General features: G+C 70.5%; 23 protein-coding genes and 1 tRNA gene. 15 read left to right on the plus strand and 9 right to left on the minus strand.

The window, feature by feature from the left end; genetic code table 11:
* Positions 1–176: 176 nt before the first annotated feature.
* Positions 177–929: an MBL fold metallo-hydrolase gene (locus IAG44_RS25565; protein WP_187749409.1), complete on the plus strand. Its 753-nt coding sequence runs from the start codon at positions 177–179 to the stop codon at positions 927–929.
* 113 nt (positions 930–1,042) lie between these two features.
* On the opposite strand, the gene IAG44_RS25570 is transcribed toward IAG44_RS25565, so the two are convergent.
* The gene (locus IAG44_RS25570) at positions 1,043–2,299 is read right to left on the minus strand and encodes a PTS transporter subunit EIIC (RefSeq protein WP_187749410.1); all 1,257 of its coding nucleotides are present in this window, start codon (positions 2,297–2,299) and stop codon (positions 1,043–1,045) included.
* A 118-nt stretch (positions 2,300–2,417) separates the two neighbouring features.
* Complete coding sequence (locus IAG44_RS25575) at positions 2,418–3,707, minus strand: PTS transporter subunit EIIC (protein ID WP_187749411.1); 1,290 nt, start codon at positions 3,705–3,707, stop codon at positions 2,418–2,420.
* Between the two features lie 127 nt (positions 3,708–3,834).
* Between IAG44_RS25575 and IAG44_RS25580 the strand changes: the two genes are divergently transcribed.
* The 4 genes from IAG44_RS25580 (at position 3,835) to rdgB (ending at position 6,420) form a co-directional block, all read left to right on the plus strand.
* The gene (locus tag IAG44_RS25580) at positions 3,835–4,068 is read left to right on the plus strand and encodes a PTS sugar transporter subunit IIB (RefSeq protein ID WP_187749412.1); all 234 of its coding nucleotides are present in this window, start codon (positions 3,835–3,837) and stop codon (positions 4,066–4,068) included.
* A 151-nt stretch (positions 4,069–4,219) separates the two neighbouring features.
* Positions 4,220–4,957 carry a ribonuclease PH gene (gene rph, locus IAG44_RS25585; RefSeq protein ID WP_187749413.1) on the plus strand — a complete coding sequence of 246 codons (738 nt, stop codon included), beginning with the start codon at positions 4,220–4,222 and terminating at the stop codon, positions 4,955–4,957.
* A gap of 206 nt (positions 4,958–5,163) precedes the next feature.
* Positions 5,164–5,571 (plus strand): hypothetical protein, encoded by a 408-nt coding sequence (locus IAG44_RS25590; protein ID WP_187749414.1) that lies wholly within the window; start codon positions 5,164–5,166, stop codon positions 5,569–5,571.
* A gap of 246 nt (positions 5,572–5,817) precedes the next feature.
* Entirely contained in the window at positions 5,818–6,420 is a 603-nt protein-coding gene (gene rdgB / locus IAG44_RS25595; protein ID WP_187749415.1) for an RdgB/HAM1 family non-canonical purine NTP pyrophosphatase, read from the plus strand.
* A gap of 48 nt (positions 6,421–6,468) precedes the next feature.
* Here rdgB and IAG44_RS25600 read toward each other — a convergent pair.
* From IAG44_RS25600 to bcp, 4 genes are all read right to left on the minus strand, one after another.
* Positions 6,469–6,552, minus strand: a tRNA-Leu gene (locus tag IAG44_RS25600).
* Positions 6,552–7,223 (minus strand): HNH endonuclease signature motif containing protein, encoded by a 672-nt coding sequence (locus IAG44_RS25605; RefSeq protein ID WP_187749416.1) that lies wholly within the window; start codon positions 7,221–7,223, stop codon positions 6,552–6,554. The genes IAG44_RS25600 and IAG44_RS25605 overlap by 1 nt, the downstream gene beginning before the upstream one ends.
* On the minus strand, positions 7,220–7,852 hold the full coding sequence (locus IAG44_RS25610; protein ID WP_187749417.1) for an HNH endonuclease signature motif containing protein: 633 nt from the start codon (positions 7,850–7,852) through the stop codon (positions 7,220–7,222). Before IAG44_RS25610 ends, IAG44_RS25605 begins: the two co-directional genes overlap by 4 nt.
* 139 nt (positions 7,853–7,991) lie before the next feature.
* The gene (bcp, locus tag IAG44_RS25615) at positions 7,992–8,459 is read right to left on the minus strand and encodes a thioredoxin-dependent thiol peroxidase (RefSeq protein WP_187749418.1); all 468 of its coding nucleotides are present in this window, start codon (positions 8,457–8,459) and stop codon (positions 7,992–7,994) included.
* A gap of 110 nt (positions 8,460–8,569) precedes the next feature.
* On the opposite strand from bcp, the gene IAG44_RS25620 reads away from it, so the two are divergent.
* From IAG44_RS25620 to IAG44_RS25630, 3 genes are all read left to right on the plus strand, one after another.
* A complete protein-coding gene (locus IAG44_RS25620) occupies positions 8,570–8,917 on the plus strand; it encodes a DUF3618 domain-containing protein (RefSeq protein WP_187749419.1) in 348 nt (115 codons plus the stop codon).
* A 52-nt stretch (positions 8,918–8,969) separates the two neighbouring features.
* Positions 8,970–9,326, plus strand: coding sequence for a GroES family chaperonin (locus tag IAG44_RS25625; RefSeq protein ID WP_187749420.1), 357 nt, complete (start codon positions 8,970–8,972; stop codon positions 9,324–9,326).
* A gap of 213 nt (positions 9,327–9,539) precedes the next feature.
* Positions 9,540–9,860 (plus strand): DMT family transporter, encoded by a 321-nt coding sequence (locus IAG44_RS25630; RefSeq protein ID WP_187749421.1) that lies wholly within the window; start codon positions 9,540–9,542, stop codon positions 9,858–9,860.
* Between the two features lie 49 nt (positions 9,861–9,909).
* On the opposite strand, the gene IAG44_RS25635 is transcribed toward IAG44_RS25630, so the two are convergent.
* A complete protein-coding gene (locus IAG44_RS25635) occupies positions 9,910–12,360 on the minus strand; it encodes a transglycosylase domain-containing protein (protein WP_187749422.1) in 2,451 nt (816 codons plus the stop codon).
* A 276-nt stretch (positions 12,361–12,636) separates the two neighbouring features.
* Here IAG44_RS25635 and IAG44_RS25640 point away from each other — a divergent pair, with 276 nt between their 5' ends.
* The 5 genes from IAG44_RS25640 to IAG44_RS25660 all read left to right on the plus strand — a co-directional run bounded on the left by IAG44_RS25640 (position 12,637) and on the right by IAG44_RS25660 (position 17,667).
* The gene (locus IAG44_RS25640; RefSeq protein ID WP_187752860.1) at positions 12,637–13,437 is read left to right on the plus strand and encodes an ABC transporter permease; all 801 of its coding nucleotides are present in this window, start codon (positions 12,637–12,639) and stop codon (positions 13,435–13,437) included.
* Between the two features lie 67 nt (positions 13,438–13,504).
* Positions 13,505–14,269: an ABC transporter permease gene (locus IAG44_RS25645; protein ID WP_187752861.1), complete on the plus strand. Its 765-nt coding sequence runs from the start codon at positions 13,505–13,507 to the stop codon at positions 14,267–14,269.
* A 3-nt stretch (positions 14,270–14,272) separates the two neighbouring features.
* Complete coding sequence (locus IAG44_RS25650) at positions 14,273–15,295, plus strand: ABC transporter ATP-binding protein (protein ID WP_187749423.1); 1,023 nt, start codon at positions 14,273–14,275, stop codon at positions 15,293–15,295.
* Positions 15,296–15,327: 32 nt separating this feature from the next.
* Positions 15,328–16,137, plus strand: coding sequence for a DUF1707 SHOCT-like domain-containing protein (locus IAG44_RS25655; RefSeq protein WP_187749424.1), 810 nt, complete (start codon positions 15,328–15,330; stop codon positions 16,135–16,137).
* A gap of 90 nt (positions 16,138–16,227) precedes the next feature.
* Positions 16,228–17,667: a DUF445 domain-containing protein gene (locus tag IAG44_RS25660; protein ID WP_187749425.1), complete on the plus strand. Its 1,440-nt coding sequence runs from the start codon at positions 16,228–16,230 to the stop codon at positions 17,665–17,667.
* On the opposite strand, the gene IAG44_RS25665 is transcribed toward IAG44_RS25660, so the two are convergent.
* Positions 17,637–19,241, minus strand: coding sequence for an alginate lyase family protein (locus IAG44_RS25665; protein WP_187749426.1), 1,605 nt, complete (start codon positions 19,239–19,241; stop codon positions 17,637–17,639). The genes IAG44_RS25660 and IAG44_RS25665 overlap by 31 nt on opposite strands.
* A 326-nt stretch (positions 19,242–19,567) precedes the next feature.
* Between IAG44_RS25665 and IAG44_RS25670 the strand changes: the two genes are divergently transcribed.
* Together IAG44_RS25670 and IAG44_RS25675 are read left to right on the plus strand one after the other, a co-directional pair.
* Positions 19,568–20,017, plus strand: coding sequence for a hypothetical protein (locus tag IAG44_RS25670; protein ID WP_187749427.1), 450 nt, complete (start codon positions 19,568–19,570; stop codon positions 20,015–20,017).
* Positions 20,018–20,110: 93 nt separating this feature from the next.
* Positions 20,111–21,079, plus strand: a complete 969-nt coding sequence (locus IAG44_RS25675) for a GlxA family transcriptional regulator (protein WP_187749428.1) — start codon at positions 20,111–20,113, stop codon at positions 21,077–21,079.
* Positions 21,080–21,261: 182 nt separating this feature from the next.
* Here the strand turns inward: IAG44_RS25675 and IAG44_RS25680 are convergent, their stop codons facing one another.
* Positions 21,262–21,567 carry a hypothetical protein gene (locus IAG44_RS25680; RefSeq protein ID WP_187749429.1) on the minus strand — a complete coding sequence of 102 codons (306 nt, stop codon included), beginning with the start codon at positions 21,565–21,567 and terminating at the stop codon, positions 21,262–21,264.
* Between the last annotated feature and the right edge of the window lie 111 nt (positions 21,568–21,678).

Raw genomic sequence — 21,678 nt, forward strand, 5'->3', positions numbered from 1 at the left:
CGTTCCCACGCACTCTTCGGGCCCGGTCCACCCGGCACCGACGGCCTTCCGGATCCTTCGCGAGGCCCGGCCGCGCCGGCAATACCCGGCACCGTCCGGTGGCGCCCGGTCCCCCCTGGCGCCGTCGGCGACCGCCGGTGTCCCCCTCGGTTCCCGCCAGCGGAGGTTTCTGCATCATGAAGCTCACCGTCGTCGGCTGCTCGGGGTCGTTCCCGTCCGCGGATTCGGCCTGTTCGAGCTACCTCGTCGAGGCCGACGGCTTCCGGCTGCTACTCGACATGGGCAACGGCGCCCTGGGCGAGTTGCAGCGCCACTGCGGTCTCTACGACCTCGACGCGATCTTCCTGACCCATCTGCACACCGATCACTGCATCGACATGTGCGCCTACTTCGTGGCCCGCTACTACCGCCACGACGGCGGCCGGTGCGACCCCATCCCGGTCTACGGCCCCGAAGGCACCGAACACCGGCTGACCACGGCGTACGCCGACACCCCGTCGGCCTCGTCGATGAGCGAGGTCTTCGACTTCCACACGGTCAAGCCGTCCACCTTCGACATCGGCCCCTTCACCGTCCACACCGAACGCGTCGCCCACCCGGTCGAGGCGTACGGCATCCGGGTGGAGCACGGGGGCAGGTCCCTCGCCTACTCCGGGGACACCGGTGTCACCCCCGTGCTCGACGAACTCGCCAGGGACGCCGACCTGTTCCTGTGCGAGGCCGCCTTCACGCACGGCAAGGAGAACATCCCCGACCTGCACCTCAACGGCCGGGAGGCGGGTGAGACGGCCACCAGGGCGGGCGTCCGCCGCCTCGTCCTCACCCACATCCCCCCGTGGACCGACCCCCAGGTCAACCTGGCCGACGCCCGCGCGGCGTACGACGGCCCGGTGGAACTGGCGGCGCCCAGGACGACGTACGAGATCTGAGAGGTACGGGTACTACGGGTACTACGGGTACGACGACGAAGGCGCCGGAGGCAGTTCAGGGCTCCCGGCGCCTTCGTCGTCGTCACTCGTCATAGCTCCCGAGTACTACGGGACTACCCCTTCGTCAGGTCGACGTCCTCCGGCTCGCGCCCCGGCGTCGGCAGGTTCCACTTCGTGATCGCGAAGCGGAAGACGACGTAGTAGACGGCGCCGAAGCACAGGCCCACCAGCATCAGCCCCCACGGGTTGGTGGCGATCCCCAGGTTGAGGCCGAAGTCGATCACACCCGCCGAGAAGCCGAACCCGTCCTTCATGCCGAGCGCCCAGGTCAGCGCCATGGAGACGCCGGTCAGCACCGCGTGGATCGCGAACAGCGCCGGCGCGATGAACACGAACGTGAACTCGATCGGCTCGGTGACACCCGTGACGAACGAGGTCAGCGCCAGCGAGAACATCATGCCGCCGACGGCCTTGCGCCGCTCCGGCCGGGCACAGTGCACGATCGCCAGACACGCGGCCGGCAGCGCGAACATCATGATCGGGAAGAAGCCGGTCATGAACTGCCCGGCGCTCGGGTCCCCGGCGAGGAACCGCGCGATGTCACCGCTCTTGCCGTGGTACTCGCCCGCCTGGAACCACGGGAACGAGTTGAGCAGGTGGTGCATGCCGATCGGGATCAGCGCCCGGTTCAGCACACCGAAGATCCCGGCCCCGACGGCACCCGAACCCACCAGCCACTCACCGAAGTTGTGCAGCCCCGTCCCCAACACCGGCCAGATGTAACCGAAGACGATGCCTATCAGCAGCCCGGCGAACGCGGAGAGGATCGGCACCAGCCGCCGCCCGCCGAAGAAGCCCGCCCAGTCCGGGAGTTTGGTGCGGTAGAAGCGCTGGTAGAGCAGCGCCACGACGAGCCCCATCACGACACCGCCGAGCACACCCGCGTTCACGGGCGCGTCGACCATGACGACCTTGCCGTCGACGGCCGTCGCGACCTTCGGCAGGTTCTTGTCGGTGAACGTGCCCAGGACGTTCTTGAAGACCAGGTACCCGGTCACCGCCGCCAGCGCCGTCGAGCCGTCCGACTTCTTCGCGAACCCGATCGCGACGCCGACCGCGAACAGCAGCGCCATGTTGTCGAGGATCGCCCCGCCGCCGGCCGCCATGAACGAGGCGATCTTCGTCAGGAAGCCGGGGAAGTCCGGGCGGCCGAGCATGTCGGGGTTGCCGAGCCGCACCAGCAGCGCGGCGGCGGGCAGCACCGCCACCGGCAGCATCAGACTGCGGCCGATGCGCTGCAGGACGGGCATCACGGCCGTCCTCTTACGGGCTTGTTTGTCGGCTGCGGGAGCGGCGCCGGCCGTGCTCATAGAGGGGTTCCTTCAGGGGTGCGGAGGACGGCAAAAAGGTCTACACCACTGAGTGGTGCAGACCTTTTCTAGCACGGGCGGGAGACCCCGTTGTAAAGCCCCCGTCAAGACGCCCCCGTCACGCCTTCGTGACGTCCTCCCGCTCCTCCTCCGGCTCCCGCCCCGGCGTCTTCAGATCGAACCGGACGATCGCGAACCGGAACACCACGTAGTAGACGACGGCGAAACACAGCCCGATCGGGATGATCGCCCACGGCCTCGTCGCCAGGTTCCAGTTGATCGCGTAGTCGATGAGCCCCGCCGAGAAACTGAACCCGTCATGCACCCCCAGACCCCACGTCACCGCCATCGACACACCCGTCAACACCGCGTGCACCGCGTACAGAACGGGCGCCACGAACAGGAACGAGTACTCGATCGGCTCCGTGATGCCCGTGATGAACGACGTCAGCGCCACCGACAGCATCAGACCGCCGACTTCCTTGCGGCGCCCCGGCCTTGCCGTGTGCGCGATCGCAAGTGCCGCCGCCGGCAAGGCGAACATCATGATCGGGAAGAACCCGGACGTGAACAGCCCCGCGTTCGGGTCGCCTTGGAGGAACATGGTGATGTCACCGTGCACGACCGTCCCGTCCGGCTTCGTGTACGACCCGAACTGGAACCAGATCGGCACGTTCAGGAACTGGTGCAACCCCACCACCAGCAAAGCCCTGTTGGCGATCCCGAACACCCCCGCGCCCCACGCGCCGAGGCCGTTGAGCCAGTCGCTGAAGTCCTCCAGACCGTCACCGACCGGCGGCCACACCCACAGACACAGCGCCGCCACCGCGATCGCCACGAACGCCATGATGATCGGCACCAGCCGCCGCCCGTTGAAGAACCCCAGCCAGTCCACCAGCTTCGTCCGGTGGTACCGCTGCCAGAAGAACGCCGTCAGCAGCCCCATCACGATCCCGCCGAACACCCCCGGATTCTGGAACGTGAACGCGCTCACGCCGCCGTCCGCCGCCTGGCAGCCGATGTCCGCGATCGCCTTCGCCCCCGCCGCGCAGTCCTTCGGGAACTTGTGCAGCACGTTGTGGTAGACGAGGAACCCGACGACCGCCGCCAGCGCCGTCGACCCGTCCGCCTTCTTCGCCATGCCGATCGCGACGCCCACGCAGAACAGCAGCGGCAGCCCCAGATCCGCGTTGAGCAGCGCGCCGCCCGCGCTGTCCATCACCTTCGAGACGTTCGTCCAGCCCAGACCGTCGGCCCCGAACACGTCCGGCTGGCCCAGCCGGTTGAGGATCCCGGCCGCCGGCAGCACGGCGATCGGCAACTGGAGGCTGCGGCCCATCTTCTGCAGGCCCTGGAACAACGCGCCCCAGCGGGCGCTCGCGGAGCTCACTGCACTGTCGGCACTCATGGATTGGCGACCGCCCGTCAGGTGGTGTAGACCAGTTCTCGACGATTGGGATGCTGTGACGCCATCTTTCGGTACCCACGGCACAATCGCTCGCGAAGTTGGGCCAACTGTGCGTGAGGAGACCGACATGGCCACCAAGGCAGAGAAGATCGTCGCCGGGCTCGGGGGCATCGACAACATCGAAGAGGTCGAGGGCTGCATCACCCGCCTGCGCACCGAGGTCAACGACCCCGACCTCGTCGACGAGGCCGCCCTCAAGGCCGCCGGCGCGCACGGCGTCGTCAAGATGGGGACCGCCGTCCAGGTCGTCATCGGCACGGACGCGGACCCGATCGCGAGCGAGATCGAGGACATGATGTGAGCCGGGGGTATTAGGGGGCTTCCCGTAAGGGCCCTCTCCGAGGCGCGTCCCCTGAGGGGCATCCCTCGGGGGCCTCTCAAGGGGTAACTCTCAAGGGGCTTCTCCCACGGCGGGCGAAGCCCCTCACCTCCGTACGGATAGGCTCGTCGCCATGTCTCGAATCGACGGCCGCACCCCCGAACAGCTCCGCCCGGTCACCCTGGAACGCGGCTGGAGCAAGCACGCCGAAGGCTCCGTCCTCGTCTCCTTCGGCGACACCAAGGTCTTCTGCACCGCCTCCGTCACCGAAGGCGTCCCCCGCTGGCGCAAGGGCAGCGGCGAAGGCTGGGTCACCGCCGAGTACTCCATGCTCCCGCGCGCCACCAACACCCGCGGCGACCGCGAGTCCGTCCGCGGCAAGATCGGCGGCCGCACCCACGAGATCAGCCGCCTCATCGGCCGCTCCCTGCGCGCCGTCATCGACTTCAAGGCCCTCGGCGAGAACACGATCGTCCTCGACTGCGACGTCCTCCAGGCCGACGGCGGCACCCGCACCGCCGCCATCACCGGCGCGTACGTCGCCCTCGCCGACGCCGTCACCTGGGCGCAGGGCAAGAAGCTGATCAAGGCCGGCCGCAAGCCCGTCATCGGCACCGTCTCCGCCGTCTCCGTCGGCATCGTCGGCGGCGTGCCCCTCCTCGACCTCTGCTACGAGGAGGACGTCCGCGCCGACACCGACATGAACGTCGTCTGCACCGGCGACGGCCGCTTCGTCGAGGTCCAAGGCACCGCCGAGGCCGAGCCATTCGCGCGTGACGAGCTCAACTCGCTGCTGGATCTCGCCGTTTCCGGCTGCGCGGACCTCGCGGCGCTGCAGCGGGCCGCGCTGGAGCGGATGCTGGAAAGGTAAAGAAAAAACCAAGGAAGGCGGTACGGTGGAGCAACTGTGCCGCTTTTCCTCGCGTCTTGGGCAGTAGAGAGTCTTGGGCGGTGCACAGGGCTTTGGGAGTGCACGCAGTCCTGGGCAGTGCAGAAAGGGCTTCTTGTCCGGAGCCCGCAGGAAACGGGGGCCGTACGGCGCGAGCCGGGGCCTGACGAACGGGAGGAACCACCACCATGGCCGCGCTCCGACGACGCCGAGGTCGCCGTACCGCCATCGCCGCAGCCACCGCCGCGGTCGCCCTCACAGTGGGGTTCACCGTCACCGGGTGCGACGCCGTCAACAAGGCGCTCGACTGCGTCCAGACCGCCGAGACCGTCGCCGACAGCGTCACCGACCTCCAGCAGGCCGTCGAGAACGCCGCGACCGACCCCACCCAGGTCGACGAATCCCTCGCCAGCATCGACAAGAACCTCGACACCCTCGGCGACAAGACGTCCGACACCGACGTCAACAAGGCCGTCGACAGCCTCCGCGAGGCCGTCACCAACGTCCGCCAGGCCGTCGACAGCGGTGACAAGACGCCGGACCTGAGTCCGCTGACGGACGCGGCGGGGGAACTGACGAAGGTGTGCACGCCGTAGGGGGACGGGGGAGGGCGGCGTGGGGTGTGGGTTCCGCGGCGCGTGAGTTTGCGGGGCGGGGCTCGCGGCGCGTGCGTTCGGGAGGCGTGATTTCGCGGGGCGCGAGTTTGCGGGGCGGGAGTTCGTGAGGTGCGCGTTCGTGAGGTGTGGCTTCGCGGGGCGTGCGTTCTGTGGCTTCGCGAGGTGTGACTTCGCGGCGTCCGGCCCCGTACGACCTGAGTCGTGACCCCCGTAATACTGGGGGCCATGACCCGCCTCATCCTCGCCACCCGCAACACCGGCAAGATCACCGAACTCCGCGCGATCCTCGCCGAGGCCGGCCTGCCCCATGAACTGGTCGGCGCCGACGCCTACCCCGACGTCCCCGACGTCAAGGAAACAGGCGTCACCTTCGCCGAGAACGCGCTCCTCAAGGCTCACGCCCTCGCCCAGGCCACCGGCCTCCCCGCCGTCGCCGACGACTCCGGCCTCTGCGTCGACGTCCTGAACGGCGCGCCCGGCATCTTCTCCGCCCGCTGGGCCGGACGGCACGGCGACGACCGCGCCAACCTGGAGCTGCTGCTCGCCCAGCTCGCCGACATCGCCGACGAACACCGCGGCGCCCACTTCGCCTGCGCCGCCGCCCTCGCCCTGCCCGACGGCACGGAACGCGTCGTCGAAGGCCGCCTCCGAGGGGTCCTCCGCCACGCCCCCAGCGGCAACGGCGGGTTCGGCTACGACCCCATCCTCCAGCCGGACGGCGAGACCCGGACCTGCGCGGAGCTGACGGCGGCGGAGAAGAACGCGATCAGCCATCGGGGGGAGGCGTTTCGGGGGTTGGTGCCGGTGGTGCGGGAGTTGCTTGGGTAGCACGGAAACGGCCTGCGAATCATTCCGTCGATTCGCAGGCCGTTGGTGTGCGGCGGAAGGGATTCGAACCCTCAAGCCCGATCAAGGGCCACAGATCCTAAGTCTGCTGTGTCGCCATTGCACCACCGCCGCTAGCTCGTTGTCATCGTACCGGCAGATGCCCGTCGGCTTCTGCCGCCCCTGCACCACGTACTCGTTATCGCATGACAGTTGGGGCACAACAACCGCAGGTTCTCCCGCCGGTCGTCGCTCCAGTCCCCGTTGACGTGATCGACCTCCAGGGTCATGGGCCTGCCCAGCCACTCGGGGCCGACCCCGCACCTGTCGCACACCTCGGGCACGCCCACCTCGCGGAGCGCGCGGCGCAGCAAGGAGGTCTTCGTCCGGCGCTTCCCGGCGTGCTGGACCAGGATCTCCTCGGCACGCTTGGCCGCCGGATTCGGACGTCCCCTCTGGTGGGCCTGCCCCAGGAAGTGCGCGGTGGACAGCCCCTCCTCGGCGATCCACTGACGCAGCAGCGCACGCTGGCGCCCGCCGTCCGGGCACCCCAGTCCGCGCAGTACCGCCGCGACGGAGACCGACTCGGCGACCGCGCTGCGCAACTCCTCGGACGTGGGGCGAGAGCGTCCGCGCGCGCTGCGGAAGTGCGAGATGTCGATTCCGAGGCGGGCGAAGCGCTTCGTGAGGTACCGGTCCAGCTTGTCGTAGGGCCGGACGCCGAAGAAGGCGATGACCTCGTCGATGTCGGAGCAGCGGGCCGCCGCTTCGAGGAGCCGTTCCCGGGTGTACCGGCCGCCGCTCACGAGGCCCGCCCCTTGCCCCGCCCCCGGTAACTGTCCGTCGTCGAGTGGCAGTTGGGGCACAACAGCCGCAGATTCCCGACGCGGTTGTTCCGCCAGTCGCCGTCGACGTGATCGACCTCCAGCGGCAGCGGCTCACCCAGCCAGACGGCTTCGATGCCGCAGAGGGCGCACTGCTCCGGCACGCCCGACGCGGCCAGCGCCCGCCGGAGTCGGTCGCTGTGGACACGCCGCCCGCCCGGCGGCTGCTCGACGAGCAGGCTCTCGGGATCCCGCGACCGCCGACGCTCACCGCGCCGCGCCGGTGTCCGGAAGTGCGAGGTGTCGATGCCGTACGCCTTGATCCTGCGGCTGATGTGCGTGTGATGCCCGCCGACTGCTTCCAGCCCGAGCCGCCGCAGCACCTCGTACATGTTCGTCGACGCTGCCACCGCCGGTTCCAGGACCTCCCTCGTCCACTTGGTCCCCGCCCGCTCGAAGTGGGAGACGTCGACCCCGAGTTTCTTCATCCGCTCCCGTATGTACCGCCGTGAAGAACCCCCCACCCCCAACCTCTCGTAAACCTCCCCCAACGTCCGAGCCCCCCGCGCGGCCTCCTCCAACCGCTCCTTGCTGTACGCGCTGCGCCCCACAGGCACCCCCGTCGAAGATCGAATGTTCGCTGCTCGAACAGATCAACGAGCGTTCGCCCCGGTGGTCACGCCCGGAACGTGGACCGGCCCGCGCCGGGTAACTCCCGGGGCGGGCCGATCGGTTGGTGGGGGAGGAGTCTCAGATGCCGAGGTCCTTGATGATTTTTGCGACGTGGCCGGTGGCCTTGACGTTGTAGAGGGCGCGTTCGACGTTGCCGGACTCGTCGACGATCACGGTGGAGCGGATGACGCCGACGACGGTCTTGCCGTACAGCTTCTTCTCCCCGTACGCCCCGTACGCCTCGAGTACGGCCTTGTCGGGGTCGGCGAGCAGGGTCACGCCAAGGGACTCCTGCGCACGGAACTTGGCCAGCTTCTCGGGCTTGTCGGGGGAGATGCCGATGACGTCGTAACCGGCGTCGGCCAGCAGCGAGAGGTTGTCGGTGAAGTCGCACGCCTGCTTGGTGCAGCCGGGCGTCAGCGCCGCCGGGTAGAAGTAGACGATGACCTTGCGGCCCTTGTGGTCCGCAAGGGACACCTCGTTGCCGTCGGCGTCGGGAAGGGTGAACGCGGGGGCCGGTGCGCCGGGCTGGAGTCGCTCGCTCATTCGGCCAGCGTATCCGGCGGCGCCACAAGGGCGGCCCCTGCCCGTGCGCCGCCCCGAGAAGCTGACAGACTGTGCGGAACAACGCATCAGCTGACTTCGGAGGCCGTACGGTGGCGGACACTGCGGACACTGCGGACACGCCGGACACGAGAACGCCGGCGCAGATCGAGGCGGACATCAAGCGCCGCCGCGAGACGCTGGCCGAGACACTCGACGAGATCGGGGTACGGGTCCACCCCAAGACGATCGTCGGCGACGCGAAGGCCAAGGTCGTCGCCAACGTCGACCACACGCTCGGACGCGCCTACGTCCAGGTCAACCGGGTCGTCAGCGACGTCACGGCGAAGTTCACGGACGACGACGGCGCCCCCCGCGTCGAGCGCATCGTCCCCGTGGCCCTGCTGGCCGTCGGTGTCGTGGGCCTGCTGGTTCTGGGTACCCGGCGGCGTAGGGACTAGGGGTCTACCCCCGCAGGCGTACGGGTTCCCCCGAGGCAGGTAGGTTCGAGGTGTGAGCGGCAACAGTAACGAGCACGGCACCCAGCACGACAAGCTTCCGATCCGGATGCTGCACGACCGGGTGCTGGTACGGCAGGACAGCAGTGAGGGCGAGCGGCGTTCGGGCGGCGGGATCCTGATCCCGGCGACGGCGGCGGTGGGCCGTCGGCTGGCCTGGGCGGAGGTCGTGGCGGTCGGGCAGAACGTCCGGACGGTGGAGCCGGGTGACCGGGTCCTGTACGACCCGGAGGACCGTGCCGAGGTCGAGGTGCGGGGCGTGGCGTACGTGCTGATGCGCGAGCGCGATCTGCACGCGGTCGCCGCCGACCGCTTCGAGGGGTCGGAGGACTCCACGGGGCTGTACCTGTAGTACCTGAGACCTGTAGTACCTGAGCGGTACGGGGCCGGTGACGATCGTCACCGGCCCCTCGTGCCTGCCCTTTGCTAGCCTCGGTGGGCACAGGCCCTGGCGGCCTGGTACCGGATCTCCGCCCGACGAGACGCGCCGTACCGGGCGATCCGATCAGCACGGCCGTAAAGACGACGCACCCCCGTTCCGAGTTCAACCTCCGGAGGTGCCGTCATGGCCTGGCTCCTGCTCGTCCTCGCCGGTCTGCTCGAAGTCGCCTGGGCGATCGGTATGAAGTACACCGAGGGTTTCACCCGTCTCGTCCCGAGCCTGTTCACCGGCGCCGGGATCGTCGCCAGCATGCTGCTGCTGTCGTACGCGGCGCGTTCGCTGCCGATCGGTACGGCGTACGGGGTGTGGGTGGGGATCGGTGCGGCGGGCGCGGCGGTCGTCGGGATGACGGCGCTGGGCGAGCCGGTCACCGGGGCCCGCGTCTTCTTCGTCGTCCTGCTGCTGACAGCGGTGGTGGGGCTCAAAGCGACCTCCGGTCACTGAGCCCCACCCGTAGTACCCCTACGGCCCGCGGTCCGGGCCCGTGGTACCGCTATGTCCCTGGTGTTCCTCCGTTGGCTCCGCCGGACGCCGGTCCTGTCGAGGTTCCGGTGCCGGCGGAGGTGTCACCCCCGGTGGCCCCGGTGGACGTGTCGCCTCCCGTGGTACCCGTAGTACCCCCGCCGGAGGCGTCACCTCCGGTGGCTCCCGTGGAGGTGTCGCCGCCCGTGGTACCCGTAGTACCTCCGGCGGAGGTGTCCCCGCCCGTGGTGCCCGGCGTCCCCCCGGTGGCCCCGCCCTGGGCGGCCCCGCCCTGCGTGGCGCCCTGGTTCTGTCCCTGGGTGTTGCCGCCGTCGGTCGCCCCGGCGCTGGGCTCGCCCCCGTTGTCGGGGCCGGTGGGGTCGGTGTCGGAGGGCGTGGACGGCGGGTTCTGGACGACGTCGGCGCCGTCCTGGAGGCGGAGGTCGAAGTCGGAGGCGGGGGTGCCCTTGAGGGCGTCCTTCATGAACTGCGCCCAGATCTCGGTCGGCGCCCCACCGCCGTTGACGCGCGGGAGGCCCATGGCGCCGTACAGCGACTTGTGCGCGGCGGTCTGCGGGTCCTGGCCCATGACGGAGACGACGGTGGCGAGATCGGGGGTGTAGCCGGCGAACCAGGCGGCCTGGTCCTCCTCGGCGGTGCCGGTCTTGCCCGCGGCGGGGCGGCCGACGGCCTGGGCGGCGGTGGCGGTGCCGTTCTCGACGACGCTCTGGAGGATCGCGGTGGTGGTGTCGGCGGCCTCGCGGCTGACGGCCTGGCTGGTCTTCTGGGCGGGCAGCTCGATGGTGGTCCTGCCGTCCTTGGTGATCTTGTCGATCAGGGTGTACGTGCCGTGCTTGCCGTGGTTGGCGAGGGTGGCGTACGCCTCGGCCATGTCGAGGACGCTGGCGGTGGCGACGCCGAGGGCGACCGAGGGGTAGGGGTTGAGCTCCGGAGTACTACGGGGCAGCCCGAGCGCGATCGCGGTGTCCTTGACCTTGGCGGGGCCGACGTCGACGGCCATCTGGGCGTACACGGAGTTCACGGACTTGTCCGTCGCGGTGCGCACGGTGATGTCGCCGTAGTTGACGTCGTCCTCGTTGGCGGGGTTGTAGCCGCCGCCGGACCAGCCCTGGACGGGGCGCTTGTTGGTGCCGTCGTACACCGTGTTCGGCGTGATGGTGCGGCCGTCCTGGGTGGTGGAGCCGTTGTCGACGGCGGAGGTGAAGACGAACGGCTTGAAGGTGGAGCCGACCTGGAAGTCCTGGCGGGTCGCGTTGTTCGTGTACTGCTTGACGTAGTCGATGCCGCCGTACATGGCGAGGACCTTGCCGGTCTTGGGGTCGACGGCGGCGCCGCCCGCGCGCACGTAGGTGTCGACCTTGCGGTTCTTCTTGTCGAGCTTGGCCATCAGGTTGTCGTCGACGGCCTTGACGAAGGCGTCCTGCTTGGTCTTCTCCAGGGTGGTGGTGATGCGGTAGCCGCCGGCGTCGAGCTCTTCCTCGGTGAGGACGTTGTTGTCCTTGAGGTAGTCCTTGATGGCGGTGACGATGTAGCCGCGCTGCCCGGACATGCCGGTGGCGGCGCCGCTGGACTCCAGGGGCGTCGGGAACTTCATGCCCGTCCGCTTGGACTGCTCCAGCCAGCCCTTCTTGACCATGCCGTCGAGGACGTAGTTCCAGCGGGCCTCGGCCGCGCCCTTGTTCTCGGGGTGGGCGATGACGTCGTACTCGCTGGGGGCGTTGAGCAGGGCGGCGAGGTAGGCGCCCTGGCCGGGGGTGAGGGCGGTGGCGTCGACCCCGTAGTACGCCTGGGCGGCGGCCTGGATGCCGTACGCGTTACGTCCGAAGTACGACGTGTTCAGGTAGCCCTCGAGGATCTTGTCCTTGCTCTGTTCCTGGTCCAGCTTGATGGAGATGAAGAACTCCTTGACCTTGCGGGAGACGGTCTGCTCCTGCGCGAGGTAGTAGTTCTTCACGTACTGCTGGGTGATGGTGGAGCCGGACTGCTTGCCCTTGCCCATCGCGGTGTTGAGGCCGGCGCGGAGCATCGCCTTGGGGTCGATGGCGGACTCGCTGTAGAAGTCGCGGTCCTCGGCGGCGAGCACGGCGTGCTGGGCGTCCTTGGAGATCTGCGCGAGGGTGACGTTCTCGCGGTTGACCTCGCCGTCGCGGGCGATCTCGGTGCCGTCCGCGTAGAGGTAGAGGTTGGACTGCTTGGTGGCGAGCGCGTTGGCCGGGGGGATCTTGACCATCGAGTAGCCGAGGTAGAACAGGCCGACGACGGCGAGGACGCCGACGATGAAGGTGCCGAGCACTATGCGCCAGGTGGGGATCAGCCGCCGCCACCCGGTCCGCTTCGGCCGCTTGGCCTTCTTGCCGCCCTCAGGGGCGTCCGGGGCGTCCGGGACGCCCGTGGCGTCGCCCAGGGGCTCTCTCGGCGCCCACCCCTGGGTCGGTCGCTGCGGCTGCGGCTCGTCGCTCATGTGTTGCTCGGACTCCTGTGCGTACCTGGTGCTCTGGCGGGTCTGTCGTTTCTCGCGCGGCGTGCTTCGCTTCGTGGTGCTCGTCGTCGCTCGGTCGTGCTCGTCGTGCTCGATTTTCGCGCGCCCCTGGTTTGAAGACTCTCGCACCATGCGAACCGTTCCCGGCAATCGGCACGCGTTGGCCGGGAAAACGCGTGGCACGTCACCGTTCCTGCGCACTAGGCTCCTGCGCTTCGGTGCCGTGCGAGGAACGTCACAGGGAGAGGGGTGCTTGCCGTGGGTCCGGCGCGGTTGTACGTGGCCGTCGCGGTGGGGGGTTTCCGACGGTACGCGACGTACCGGGTCGCGACTGCCGCCGGGGTGTTCACGAACACGGTCTTCGGCCTGATCCTGGTCTATACCTATCTCGCGCTGTGGGACGAGCGCCCGCATCTCGGAGGATACGACCAGTCGGAGGCCGTGACGTACGTCTGGCTGGGCCAGGCCCTCTTCGCGACGCTCGCGCTGCAGAGCGGCGGCATGGAGACCGACCTGATGGAGCGGATCCGCACGGGCGACGTCGCCGTCGACCTGTACCGCCCGGTCGACCTCCAGCTGTGGTGGCTCGCGGCGGACCTGGGGCGCGCGGCGTTCCAGCTGGTCGGCCGGGGTGTGATCCCGTTCGTGGTGGGCGCCCTGCTCTTCCCGACGGCCCTGCCGCACGACCCGGTGCGCTGGCTGTGGTTCCTGTGCGCGCTGGTCCTGGCGGCGCTGGTGAGCTTCGGCATCCGCTTCCTGGTCGCGCTGTCCGCGTTCTGGCTCATGGACGGCACGGGCGCCCTCCAGGTGATGATGATCACCGGCCTGTTCTGCTCGGGCATGACGCTGCCGCTGAACGCCTTCCCGGGCGCCCTCGGGGACGTCGTCCAGGCCCTCCCGTGGGCCGCCCAGCTCCAGATGCCCGCCGACCTCCTGATGGGCAAGACGGGCGCCCTGCACGTCTTCGCCTTCCAGGCGGCCTGGGCGCTGGTCCTGCTGGCCGCCGGTCGCCTCCTGGTGACGGTCGCCACGCGAAGGGTGGTGGTCCAGGGTGGCTGACCTGCTTCCGGACAGCGTGGGCAACCGGTTCACGGAGGGCGTGCGCGCGTACCGGCTGATCGCCGGCATGTGGATCCGCTCCACCCTCACCTACCGGGCGTCGTTCGCGATGACCCTGGTCAGCGGCCTGCTGCTGACCGGCCTCGACTTCGTCGGGATCCTGCTGATGTTCTCGCAGGTCGACAGCCTCGGCGGCTACACGCTGCCCGAGGTGGCCTTCCTGTACGGCCTGGCGGGCATGTCGTTCGGGATCGCGGACCTCGCGATCGGCTCGGTGGCCCGCCTCGGCACGCGCGTGCGCGACGGTTCCCTCGACACCCTCCTCGTGCGCCCCGCGCCCGTGCTCGCGCAGGTCGCGGCGGACCGCTTCGCGCTGCGCCGGCTCAGCCGCATCACCCAGGGCGCCCTGATCTTCGGGTACGCGCTCACCGCGCTCGACGTCCACTGGACGCCGGAGAAGGTGCTCCTCGTGCCGGTGACCGTGCTGTCCGGCGGGGCGATCTTCTCGGCGGTGTTCGTCGCGGGCGGCGCGTTCCAGTTCATCGCCCAGGACGCGGCGGAGGTGCAGGCGGCGTTCACCTACGGCGGGGGGACGATGCTCCAGTACCCGCCGACCGTGTTCGCCAAGGAGGTGCTGCGCGGCGTGACGTTCGTCTTCCCGCTGGCGTTCGTCAACTGGGTCCCCGCGTCATATGTGTTGGGCCGCCCCTACCCGCTCGGACTGCCCGAAGGGGCCGCGTGGGCACCGCCGTTGGTGGCGGCGCTGTGCTGCGCGCTCACCGGGCTGGTGTGGCGGGCGGGCGTCAGGTCGTACCGGAGCACAGGGAGCTGAACCGTGACCGATTTCATCGAGGTCGACGGCGTGGAGAAGGTGTTCGACGTCCGCAGGAAGACCGGCTTCCTGCGGCGTGAACGCACGCAGGTGCGCGCGGTGGACTCGCTGTCGTTCACCGTCGGACGCGGTGAGATGGTCGGCTACATCGGCCCGAACGGCGCCGGCAAGTCGACGACCATCAAGATGCTGACCGGCATCCTCACTCCGAGCGGGGGCCGGCTGCGCGTCGCCGGCATCGACCCCGCGCGCGAGCGCACGCGCCTGGCCCACCGCATCGGCGTGGTCTTCGGCCAGCGCACGACCCTGTGGTGGGACCTCCCGCTCATCGACTCGTACCGCCTGATGCACCGCATGTACCGCATCCCGGACGCCCGTTACGCCGCCAACCTGGACCGTCTCGTCGAACTCCTCGGCCTCGCCGACCTGCTGGACCGCCCGGTGCGCCAGCTGTCCCTCGGGCAGCGGATGCGCGGCGACATCGCGGCGGCCCTCCTGCACGACCCCGACGTCCTCTACCTCGACGAGCCGACGATCGGGCTCGACGTCGTCTCCAAGGCCAAGGTCCGCGACTTCCTGCGGGAGCTGAACGCCGAACGCGGCACGACCGTCCTGCTCACCACCCACGACCTCCAGGACATCGAACAGCTCTGCAAGCGCGTGATGGTCATCGACCACGGCCGCATGATGTACGACGGTCCGCTCGCCGGGCTCCATGAGGCGGGCGAGAGCGAGCGCGTCCTCGTCGTCGACCTGGAGCGTGAACTCCCGCCCATCGACGCGGGCGCGCCCGCGCGTGTGGTGCGCGTCGAGGGGCCACGCCAGTGGCTCGCGTTCCCGGCGTCCGCGTCGGCGGCTCCGCTGGTCGCGCGGATCGCGGCGGAGTATCCGCTGGTGGACCTGTCGGTGCGGGAGCCGGACATCGAGACGGTGATCGCCGAGATGCTGCGCTCGCTGGGGGACGGCCGGGGCGCCGGGAACACCGGGGGCACCCCCAAACCCCCGCCGGACCGGGCAACGGCGTAGTGCCGTACGCCAGTTGCTCGTAGGCTGGCCGTATGACGGAGCACTCCCCGGAACTGCGCGCATCCGACGCCGACCGCGAACGGGTCGCGGAGATCCTGCGGGACGCCCTCGCCGAGGGGCGCCTCGACATGGAGGAGTTCGAGGAACGCCTGGAGGCGACCTACAAGGCGCGCACGTACGGCGAGCTGACGCCGATCACCCGTGACCTGCCCGCGCCGGGCGGTGGCCCGCAGGCGCCGGTGAGCCTCGTCAAGGAGCCGCCGGCGAACGGGGACTGGACCGGCCGGGTGGTCGGCGGCGGGGAGGAGTCGCCGAGCTGGGCCGTGGCGGTGATGGGCGGCTTCCAGCGCAAGGGGCGGTGGACGGTGCCCCGGCGGATGAACTGCGTCGTCTTCTGGGGCGGCGGCGAACTCGACCTGCGCGAGGCGGACTTCTCCGCCGGCGAGGTCCAGATCAACTGCGTGGCGATCATGGGCGGTATCGACGTCGTCGTCCCGCCCGGCGTCGAGGTCGTGTCCAAGGGCGTCGGGATCATGGGCGACTTCAGCCACCGGGAGAGCGGGGTGCCCGCCGGGCCGGGGGCGCCGCGTGTGGTGATCACCGGGGTCGCGTTCTGGGGCGCGGTGGGCATCGAGCGGAAGCGGACGAAGGCGGCGCTGCGGCAGGAGAAGCTGGAGCGGCGGGAGGCGCGGAGGCAGTTGCGGGAAGAACGGCGGGAGGAACGCCGGGGGGATCATCGGCGGATGCTGGAGGGGCATCACGACGTGGTGCGGGATCTGCTGGGGGAGCACCGGGAGCGGCGTGAGCAGCGTGAACGACGGGAGGGTCACCCGCGCGAGTGACAGGCGGGGCGGCGGGAACCGACGGGACTCCTCTCCCGTTCCAGGAGCAAGAAGGACAATGGGGAGGAGATCGCCGAGCGGGTGGAGCCTATGGAGCGCAGTGGAGTGGATGTGGAGGGGGCCGGGGGCGTGCGGGGTGCGGGTGACGCCGGGGGCGTGTCGAGTGCCCGGGGTGTCGGGGACGCGCCGGGTGCCGGGGGCGTCGGGAGTGCGTCGGGCGTCGGGAGGCCGTCGGGTGCCGGGGGCGCTGCCCCCTCGTACCGGACGATGACCGCCTTCACGGAGGCCGACGAGGAGCGGCGGCGCGGGGTGCGCCGGATGAAGCTCACCGCGACGGGCCTGCTGCTCTTCGTGGCCGTGGTGTACGTGCTGGCGAAGTGGGCCGACCACCAGGGCGCGGACGCCTGGGCGGGGTACGTGGCCGCCGCCGCCGAGGCCGGCATGGTCGGCGCGCTCGCCGACTGGTTCGCCGTGACCGCCCTCTTCCGCCACCCCATGGGCCTGCCCATCCCGCACACGGCGATCATCCCCACCAAGAAGGACGCCTTGGGGGTGTCCCTGGGCGAGTTCGTCGGCGAGAACTTCCTCTCCGAGGACGTCGTACGCCAGCGCCTGCGCTCCGTCGGCATCGGCAGCAGGCTCGGCGCCTGGCTCGCCGAGCCGCAGAACACCGACCGCGTCACCGCCGAGCTGGCGACCGCCCTGCGCGGGGCGCTCGCGGTACTGCGCGACTCCGACGTCCAGGCGGTCGTCGGCGAGGCGATCACCCGGCGCGCGGACGCACAGGAGATCGCGCCCGGCATCGGCAAGATGCTGGAGAAGGTCGTCGCCGACGGCGGCCACCGGCGGGCCGTCGACCTGGTGGTCACGCGGGCGCACGACTGGCTGATCGCGCACAGCGACTCCGTGATGGACGCCGTCGAGGGCGGGGCGCCCGGCTGGACGCCCCGGTTCGTCGACAAGCGGATCGGCGAGCGCGTCTACAAGGAGCTGCTGCGCTTCGTCACCGAGATGCGCGACATGCCCTCGCACCCCGCGCGCGGTGCCCTCGACCGGTTCCTCACCGACTTCGCCGCCGACCTCCAGTCCGACACGGACACCCGCGCGCGGGTCGAACGCCTCAAGACCGAGGTGCTGGGCCGGGGCGAGGTCCAGGACCTCATCGCGTCCGCCTGGACCGCCGTCCGCTCCATGATCGTCGCCGCCGCCGAGGACGAGCGCAGCGAGCTGCGGCTGCGCGTGCGGGCCGCGCTGCTGTCGCTCGGCGCGCGGATGGCCGCCGAGCCCTCCGTCCAGGGGAAGGTGGACGGGTGGGTCGAGGGGGCCGCCGTCCACGTCGTGACGACGTACCGCAAGGAGATCACGTCGCTGATCACGGACACCGTCGCCGGGTGGGACGCGGAGCACACGACGCGGAAGATCGAGGCGCACATCGGGCGGGATCTGCAGTTCATCCGGATCAACGGGACGGTGGTGGGGGCGCTCGCGGGGGTGCTGATCTATACGGTGTCGCGGGCTGTGGGGGGTTGAGGGGTGGTGGATCGGGAGGCGGTGCCGGTGCCGCCGGTGCCTGTGCCGGTGGGCTGGGGGCCGGTGGCGGGCTGAGGGGTGCGGTTCCTGTTGCGGCGGCGCAGGAGGAGGAAGCCGGCGGCGAGGGTGGTGATGCCGGTGGCGGTGGCCCAGGGGGTGAGGTCGGCGGGGGTGCCGGTGGCGGCGAGGTCGGTGGGGGTGGGGGTGAGGGAGGGTGAGGAGGTGCCGGTGGACTGGCCGGTGCCGGTGCCGGTGCCGGTGCCGGTGCCCGTGCCGGTGCGGGGGTCGGTCGGGGCGGGAGTGGGGGCAGGGCCGGCGGCGGCGTCGGTCTGCGGCTGCCGGCCGCTCTGTCGGCTCGTGGACTTGTCGCGGGTGAACGCGAGGGTGCCGAAGCCGAGTTGGTCGTAGCCGCCGCTGTTGGGGCCGTAGTCGCCGCCGCCTCCCTCGGGGGCGGACCTCGCGGCGACGCGGGTGACGTACGAGGCGTCGAGGCCGCGGCGCTTCGTGTAGTGATTGGCGATCATCGCCCAGACCGGGCGGGTCGCGTTAGGGTCGACGCCGGCCGCCGCGGACGCCGTCTCGCTGCCGGACCAGCCGCCGATCGCGCCCTTGCGGCGGGTGTTGGGGGTGTACGGGACGGACTCGCCGAGGCACCACTTCGCGACGTACTGGGCGCCCTTCAGGAACCGGCTGTCGTCGTACCCGTACAGGTCGACGCCCTGGTTCCAGGCCATCTCGCAGACGGTGCCCATGAGGCCGACGCCCAGCAGGGTGTGGCCCTGGTCGCGGCCGGCCTCCAGCCACTCGGCGAGGCCGTCGTCGTGCACGACGGGGATCGCGTTCCTGACCGCGCCCAGGCCCTCGCCGTTCTTGAAGTAGTCGACGGCGCGGGCGACTTGGGCTCTGTCGTCGCAGAAGACGCCGGTGGCCAGGACGCAGGCGAGGGCGGTGAGGTCCCAGTTCGGCCAGTAGTTGGTGAGGACCGCGTTGTTGTGGTGCAGCAGGAAGCTGTCGCTGAGCGGGGCGAAGACCTCGGTGAGCATCGTGCGGAAGCGGTCGAGGTCGAAGTCCGGGTGGTCGCGGACGAGTTCGGCGGCGTTCGCGGCCTGGTAGCCGTAGAGGCCCGCCGCGAGGAAGCGGTCCGCCGAGCCCTCGATCGACGTCAGCGTGGCCGACCAGGCGTTCAGGATCCGCACGGCGGTGTCGGCGTGGGCCTCCTCGCCGCCGACGTGGTACCGCAGGCCGTTCTGGTAGGCGGCGTGCAGGTCGTTGTAGAGGACCGCGTAGTTCTGCGGGCTGCCCGCGCCCCGGTACACCGTCTTCTGCGGGTTGGGGTTCCAGCCGGACTGGGAGTGCCGGTTGGCGGTGAGCTTCGCGTAACCGGCGGTGTAGGGGGTCGCGCCGGCCTTGACCTTGGTGGCCATGCGGGTCAGGTCGGCGGTGGTGTGGAGCAGGCCGGGGTGGGCGTAGGCGGCGGGGGCCGCCGTCGCGGGTGCGGCCGTCGGGAGGGTGAGGGTGGCGGCGGCTCCGGTGAGGGCGGTGGTCTTGAGGAGGGTGCGTCGGGTGAGGTGCATGTGGGGGGAGACGGGGTGGGGGCTGGGGCGATAACGAAAAGTGGGGGGAGGGGGTGGGTATTACGGGTACGGGGTGTCGGGCGTCGGCTGCCGTGCTTGTCGGGCCGTACCCGTAATACCCGTACACCTTTTGAGCCGCCTGGCATCGGACCCCTGGTACCCGTACACCTTCCGGGTCACCTGGCACCGGACCCGTGTCCCCGTAACCCCCGTAGCCTCCGTAGTACCCGTACGTCCCCCGGCCCGCCTGCCCTCTGGCGAGAACCCGTTGCCCCCTGTCAATCCCGCCACTTCTCCAAGATCCTTGCCCCTCATACCGTCGCCGTATGACCAAGCTCCTCCTCGCCCTGCACGTTCTCGCCGCGATCATCGCCGTCGGTCCGGTCACGGTCGCCGCCAGTATGTTCCCGCCCGCCGCGCGCAGGATGCTGGCCGAGCCGGAGGACGAGCGGGCGGGGGCCTCCGTGCGGCTGCTGCACCGGATCTGCCGGGCGTACGCCGCGGTCGGCATCGCGGTACCGGTGCTGGGGTTCGCCACGGCGGGCGCGATGGGGGTGATGGGGGACGCGTGGCTGATCGCGTCGACGGTGCTGACGGTCGCCGCCGCGCTCGTCCTGGTCGTCCTCGTGCTGCCCCGGCAGGAAGTCCTGGTCGAGGGCGGGGGAAGCCCGCGGATGACCGTCCGACTCGCCATGTTCACCGGCGTGTTCAACCTGCTGTGGGCGACGGTGACGGTCCTGATGATCGTGCGGCCGGGCTCGACGACGGGCGCGTGAAGTGATGGGGACGGGGCGGCGCCGGGGCGGCGCCGGGGCGGCGCCGGGTGGCACCGGGGTGGCGGAAAGCCGGTGCCTGCCTAGGATCTCGTCATGCATACCGTGGCCGTGCTCGCGCTGGACGGAGTCATCCCCTTCGACCTCTCCCTGCCGATCGACACCTTCGGCTGGGCGCGGCTGCCGGACGGGCGTCGGCCGTACGACGTGAAGGTGTGCGGCCTGCGGGCGGGGGCGGACGTACAAGTCGGCATGGGGGCGGGGCCGTTCACGATGCGCCCGCCGCACGGTCTCGAACTGCTCGCCGAGGCCGACACGATCGTCCTGCCCGGCGTGGAGGACCCGCCGGCCGTACTGCCGGCGGGAGTCGGCGAGGCGCTGCGCGAGGCGGCGGCGAACGGGACGAGGATCGCGTCCGTCTGCGTGGGCGCGTTCCTCTTCGCGGCGACGGGCCTGCTGGACGGCCTGCGGGCCACGACCCACTGGTTCGCGGCCGCGGACCTGGCCGCACGTTTCCCCCAAGTCGACGTGGATCCCGACGTGTTGTACGTCGACAACGGGCAGTTCCTGACGTCGGCGGGGGCCGCGGCTGCGATGGACATGTGCCTGCACATGGTGCGTAGGGACCACGGCTCGGCAGTCGCCGCGCACACCGCCCGCATGTGTGTCATGCCGCTCGAACGCGAGGGTGGGCAGGCGCAGTTCATCGTCCACGACCTGCCCCCGGCGCCGTCCGGGGCGACTCTGGAACCCCTGCTGGAGTGGCTGGAGGCCGAGTGCGCACGGGAGTTGACGCTGGATCAGATCGCCGCGCGGGCCGGCACGAGCGCGCGGACACTGAACCGGAGGTTCCGGGAGCAGACCGGGACGACGCCGCTCAGGTGGCTGCATCGGGCGAGGGTGCGGCGGGCCCAGTATCTGCTGGAGACGACGTCGTATCCGGTCGAGCGGATCGCGGCGCAGGTGGGGTTCGGGTCGCCGACGGCATTCCGGGAACGGTTCCGGAGAGTGGTGGGGACGAGTCCGCAGGGGTACCGGCGGGCGTTCCGGGGCGAGGAGGGCTGAGGGTCGTACGGGTACGACCCCTAACTCTGCCGGGGTAGCTCTGGAGAGTGAGACGCCGTCGGCGCCGCGTCAGTAGGAGCCCTGGAGGTTCAGCACCCCTGGGGGGATGAGCCACCCTGCCCCTGGGGGGATGAGCTGCCCTGCCTGCTCAGCGACCCTGCCTGCTCAGCCAGCCTGCCGACTCAGTCACCCTTGCGGTCCGCGACCGCCCACGACGCGAGCGCGACGGCCCCGGCGACCCCGAACACGGACGGCCAGGCCCCGACCTTCTTGGCCAGCGGGTGGGACCCGGCGAACGCGGCGAGGTACGCGGCACCGAGCGCCCCCGCGGCCTTCCCGCCGGCCCGCTCCTTCCACTGCCAGGCGGCAGCGGCCCCCGCGCCGGCGAGCACGACCCCGCCGAGCTGCCGCTTCTTGGTCCAGCGGGCGACACCGTACCCGCCGACGAGCCCACCGGCGGCGACGAGAGAGCTGGGAACCTTGGCCACGGGATACCTCCTAGGGATTTCCCCCGAGGCTAACCCCGACAAGACGGCCCTCCTCGAACCTGAGCCCGTCACTGTCAACTTCTACGGCGGTGTCGATTCGGCGAAACCGGG

Origin of the sequence: Streptomyces roseirectus, from assembly GCF_014489635.1 — a bacterium.
GTDB lineage: Bacteria > Actinomycetota > Actinomycetes > Streptomycetales > Streptomycetaceae > Streptomyces > Streptomyces roseirectus.

Excerpts from the sequence above, each read along its gene's own strand:
- IAG44_RS25590 (WP_187749414.1), top strand. The coding sequence starts at position 5,164 with ATGGCCGCGCTCCGACGACGCCGAGGTCGCCGTACCGCCATCGCCGCA.
- IAG44_RS25570 (WP_187749410.1), bottom strand. The coding sequence starts at position 2,299 with ATGAGCACGGCCGGCGCCGCTCCCGCAGCCGACAAACAAGCCCGTAAG.
- IAG44_RS25575 (WP_187749411.1), bottom strand. The coding sequence starts at position 3,707 with ATGAGTGCCGACAGTGCAGTGAGCTCCGCGAGCGCCCGCTGGGGCGCG.
- IAG44_RS25675 (WP_187749428.1), top strand. The coding sequence starts at position 20,111 with ATGCATACCGTGGCCGTGCTCGCGCTGGACGGAGTCATCCCCTTCGAC.
- rph (WP_187749413.1), top strand. The coding sequence starts at position 4,220 with ATGTCTCGAATCGACGGCCGCACCCCCGAACAGCTCCGCCCGGTCACC.
- IAG44_RS25635 (WP_187749422.1), bottom strand. The coding sequence starts at position 12,360 with ATGAGCGACGAGCCGCAGCCGCAGCGACCGACCCAGGGGTGGGCGCCG.
- bcp (WP_187749418.1), bottom strand. The coding sequence starts at position 8,459 with ATGAGCGAGCGACTCCAGCCCGGCGCACCGGCCCCCGCGTTCACCCTT.
- IAG44_RS25655 (WP_187749424.1), top strand. The coding sequence starts at position 15,328 with ATGACGGAGCACTCCCCGGAACTGCGCGCATCCGACGCCGACCGCGAA.
- IAG44_RS25660 (WP_187749425.1), top strand. The coding sequence starts at position 16,228 with ATGGAGCGCAGTGGAGTGGATGTGGAGGGGGCCGGGGGCGTGCGGGGT.
- rdgB (WP_187749415.1), top strand. The coding sequence starts at position 5,818 with ATGACCCGCCTCATCCTCGCCACCCGCAACACCGGCAAGATCACCGAA.
- IAG44_RS25580 (WP_187749412.1), top strand. The coding sequence starts at position 3,835 with ATGGCCACCAAGGCAGAGAAGATCGTCGCCGGGCTCGGGGGCATCGAC.
- IAG44_RS25565 (WP_187749409.1), top strand. The coding sequence starts at position 177 with ATGAAGCTCACCGTCGTCGGCTGCTCGGGGTCGTTCCCGTCCGCGGAT.
- IAG44_RS25665 (WP_187749426.1), bottom strand. The coding sequence starts at position 19,241 with ATGCACCTCACCCGACGCACCCTCCTCAAGACCACCGCCCTCACCGGA.
- IAG44_RS25645 (WP_187752861.1), top strand. The coding sequence starts at position 13,505 with ATGTGGATCCGCTCCACCCTCACCTACCGGGCGTCGTTCGCGATGACC.
- IAG44_RS25670 (WP_187749427.1), top strand. The coding sequence starts at position 19,568 with ATGACCAAGCTCCTCCTCGCCCTGCACGTTCTCGCCGCGATCATCGCC.
- IAG44_RS25630 (WP_187749421.1), top strand. The coding sequence starts at position 9,540 with ATGGCCTGGCTCCTGCTCGTCCTCGCCGGTCTGCTCGAAGTCGCCTGG.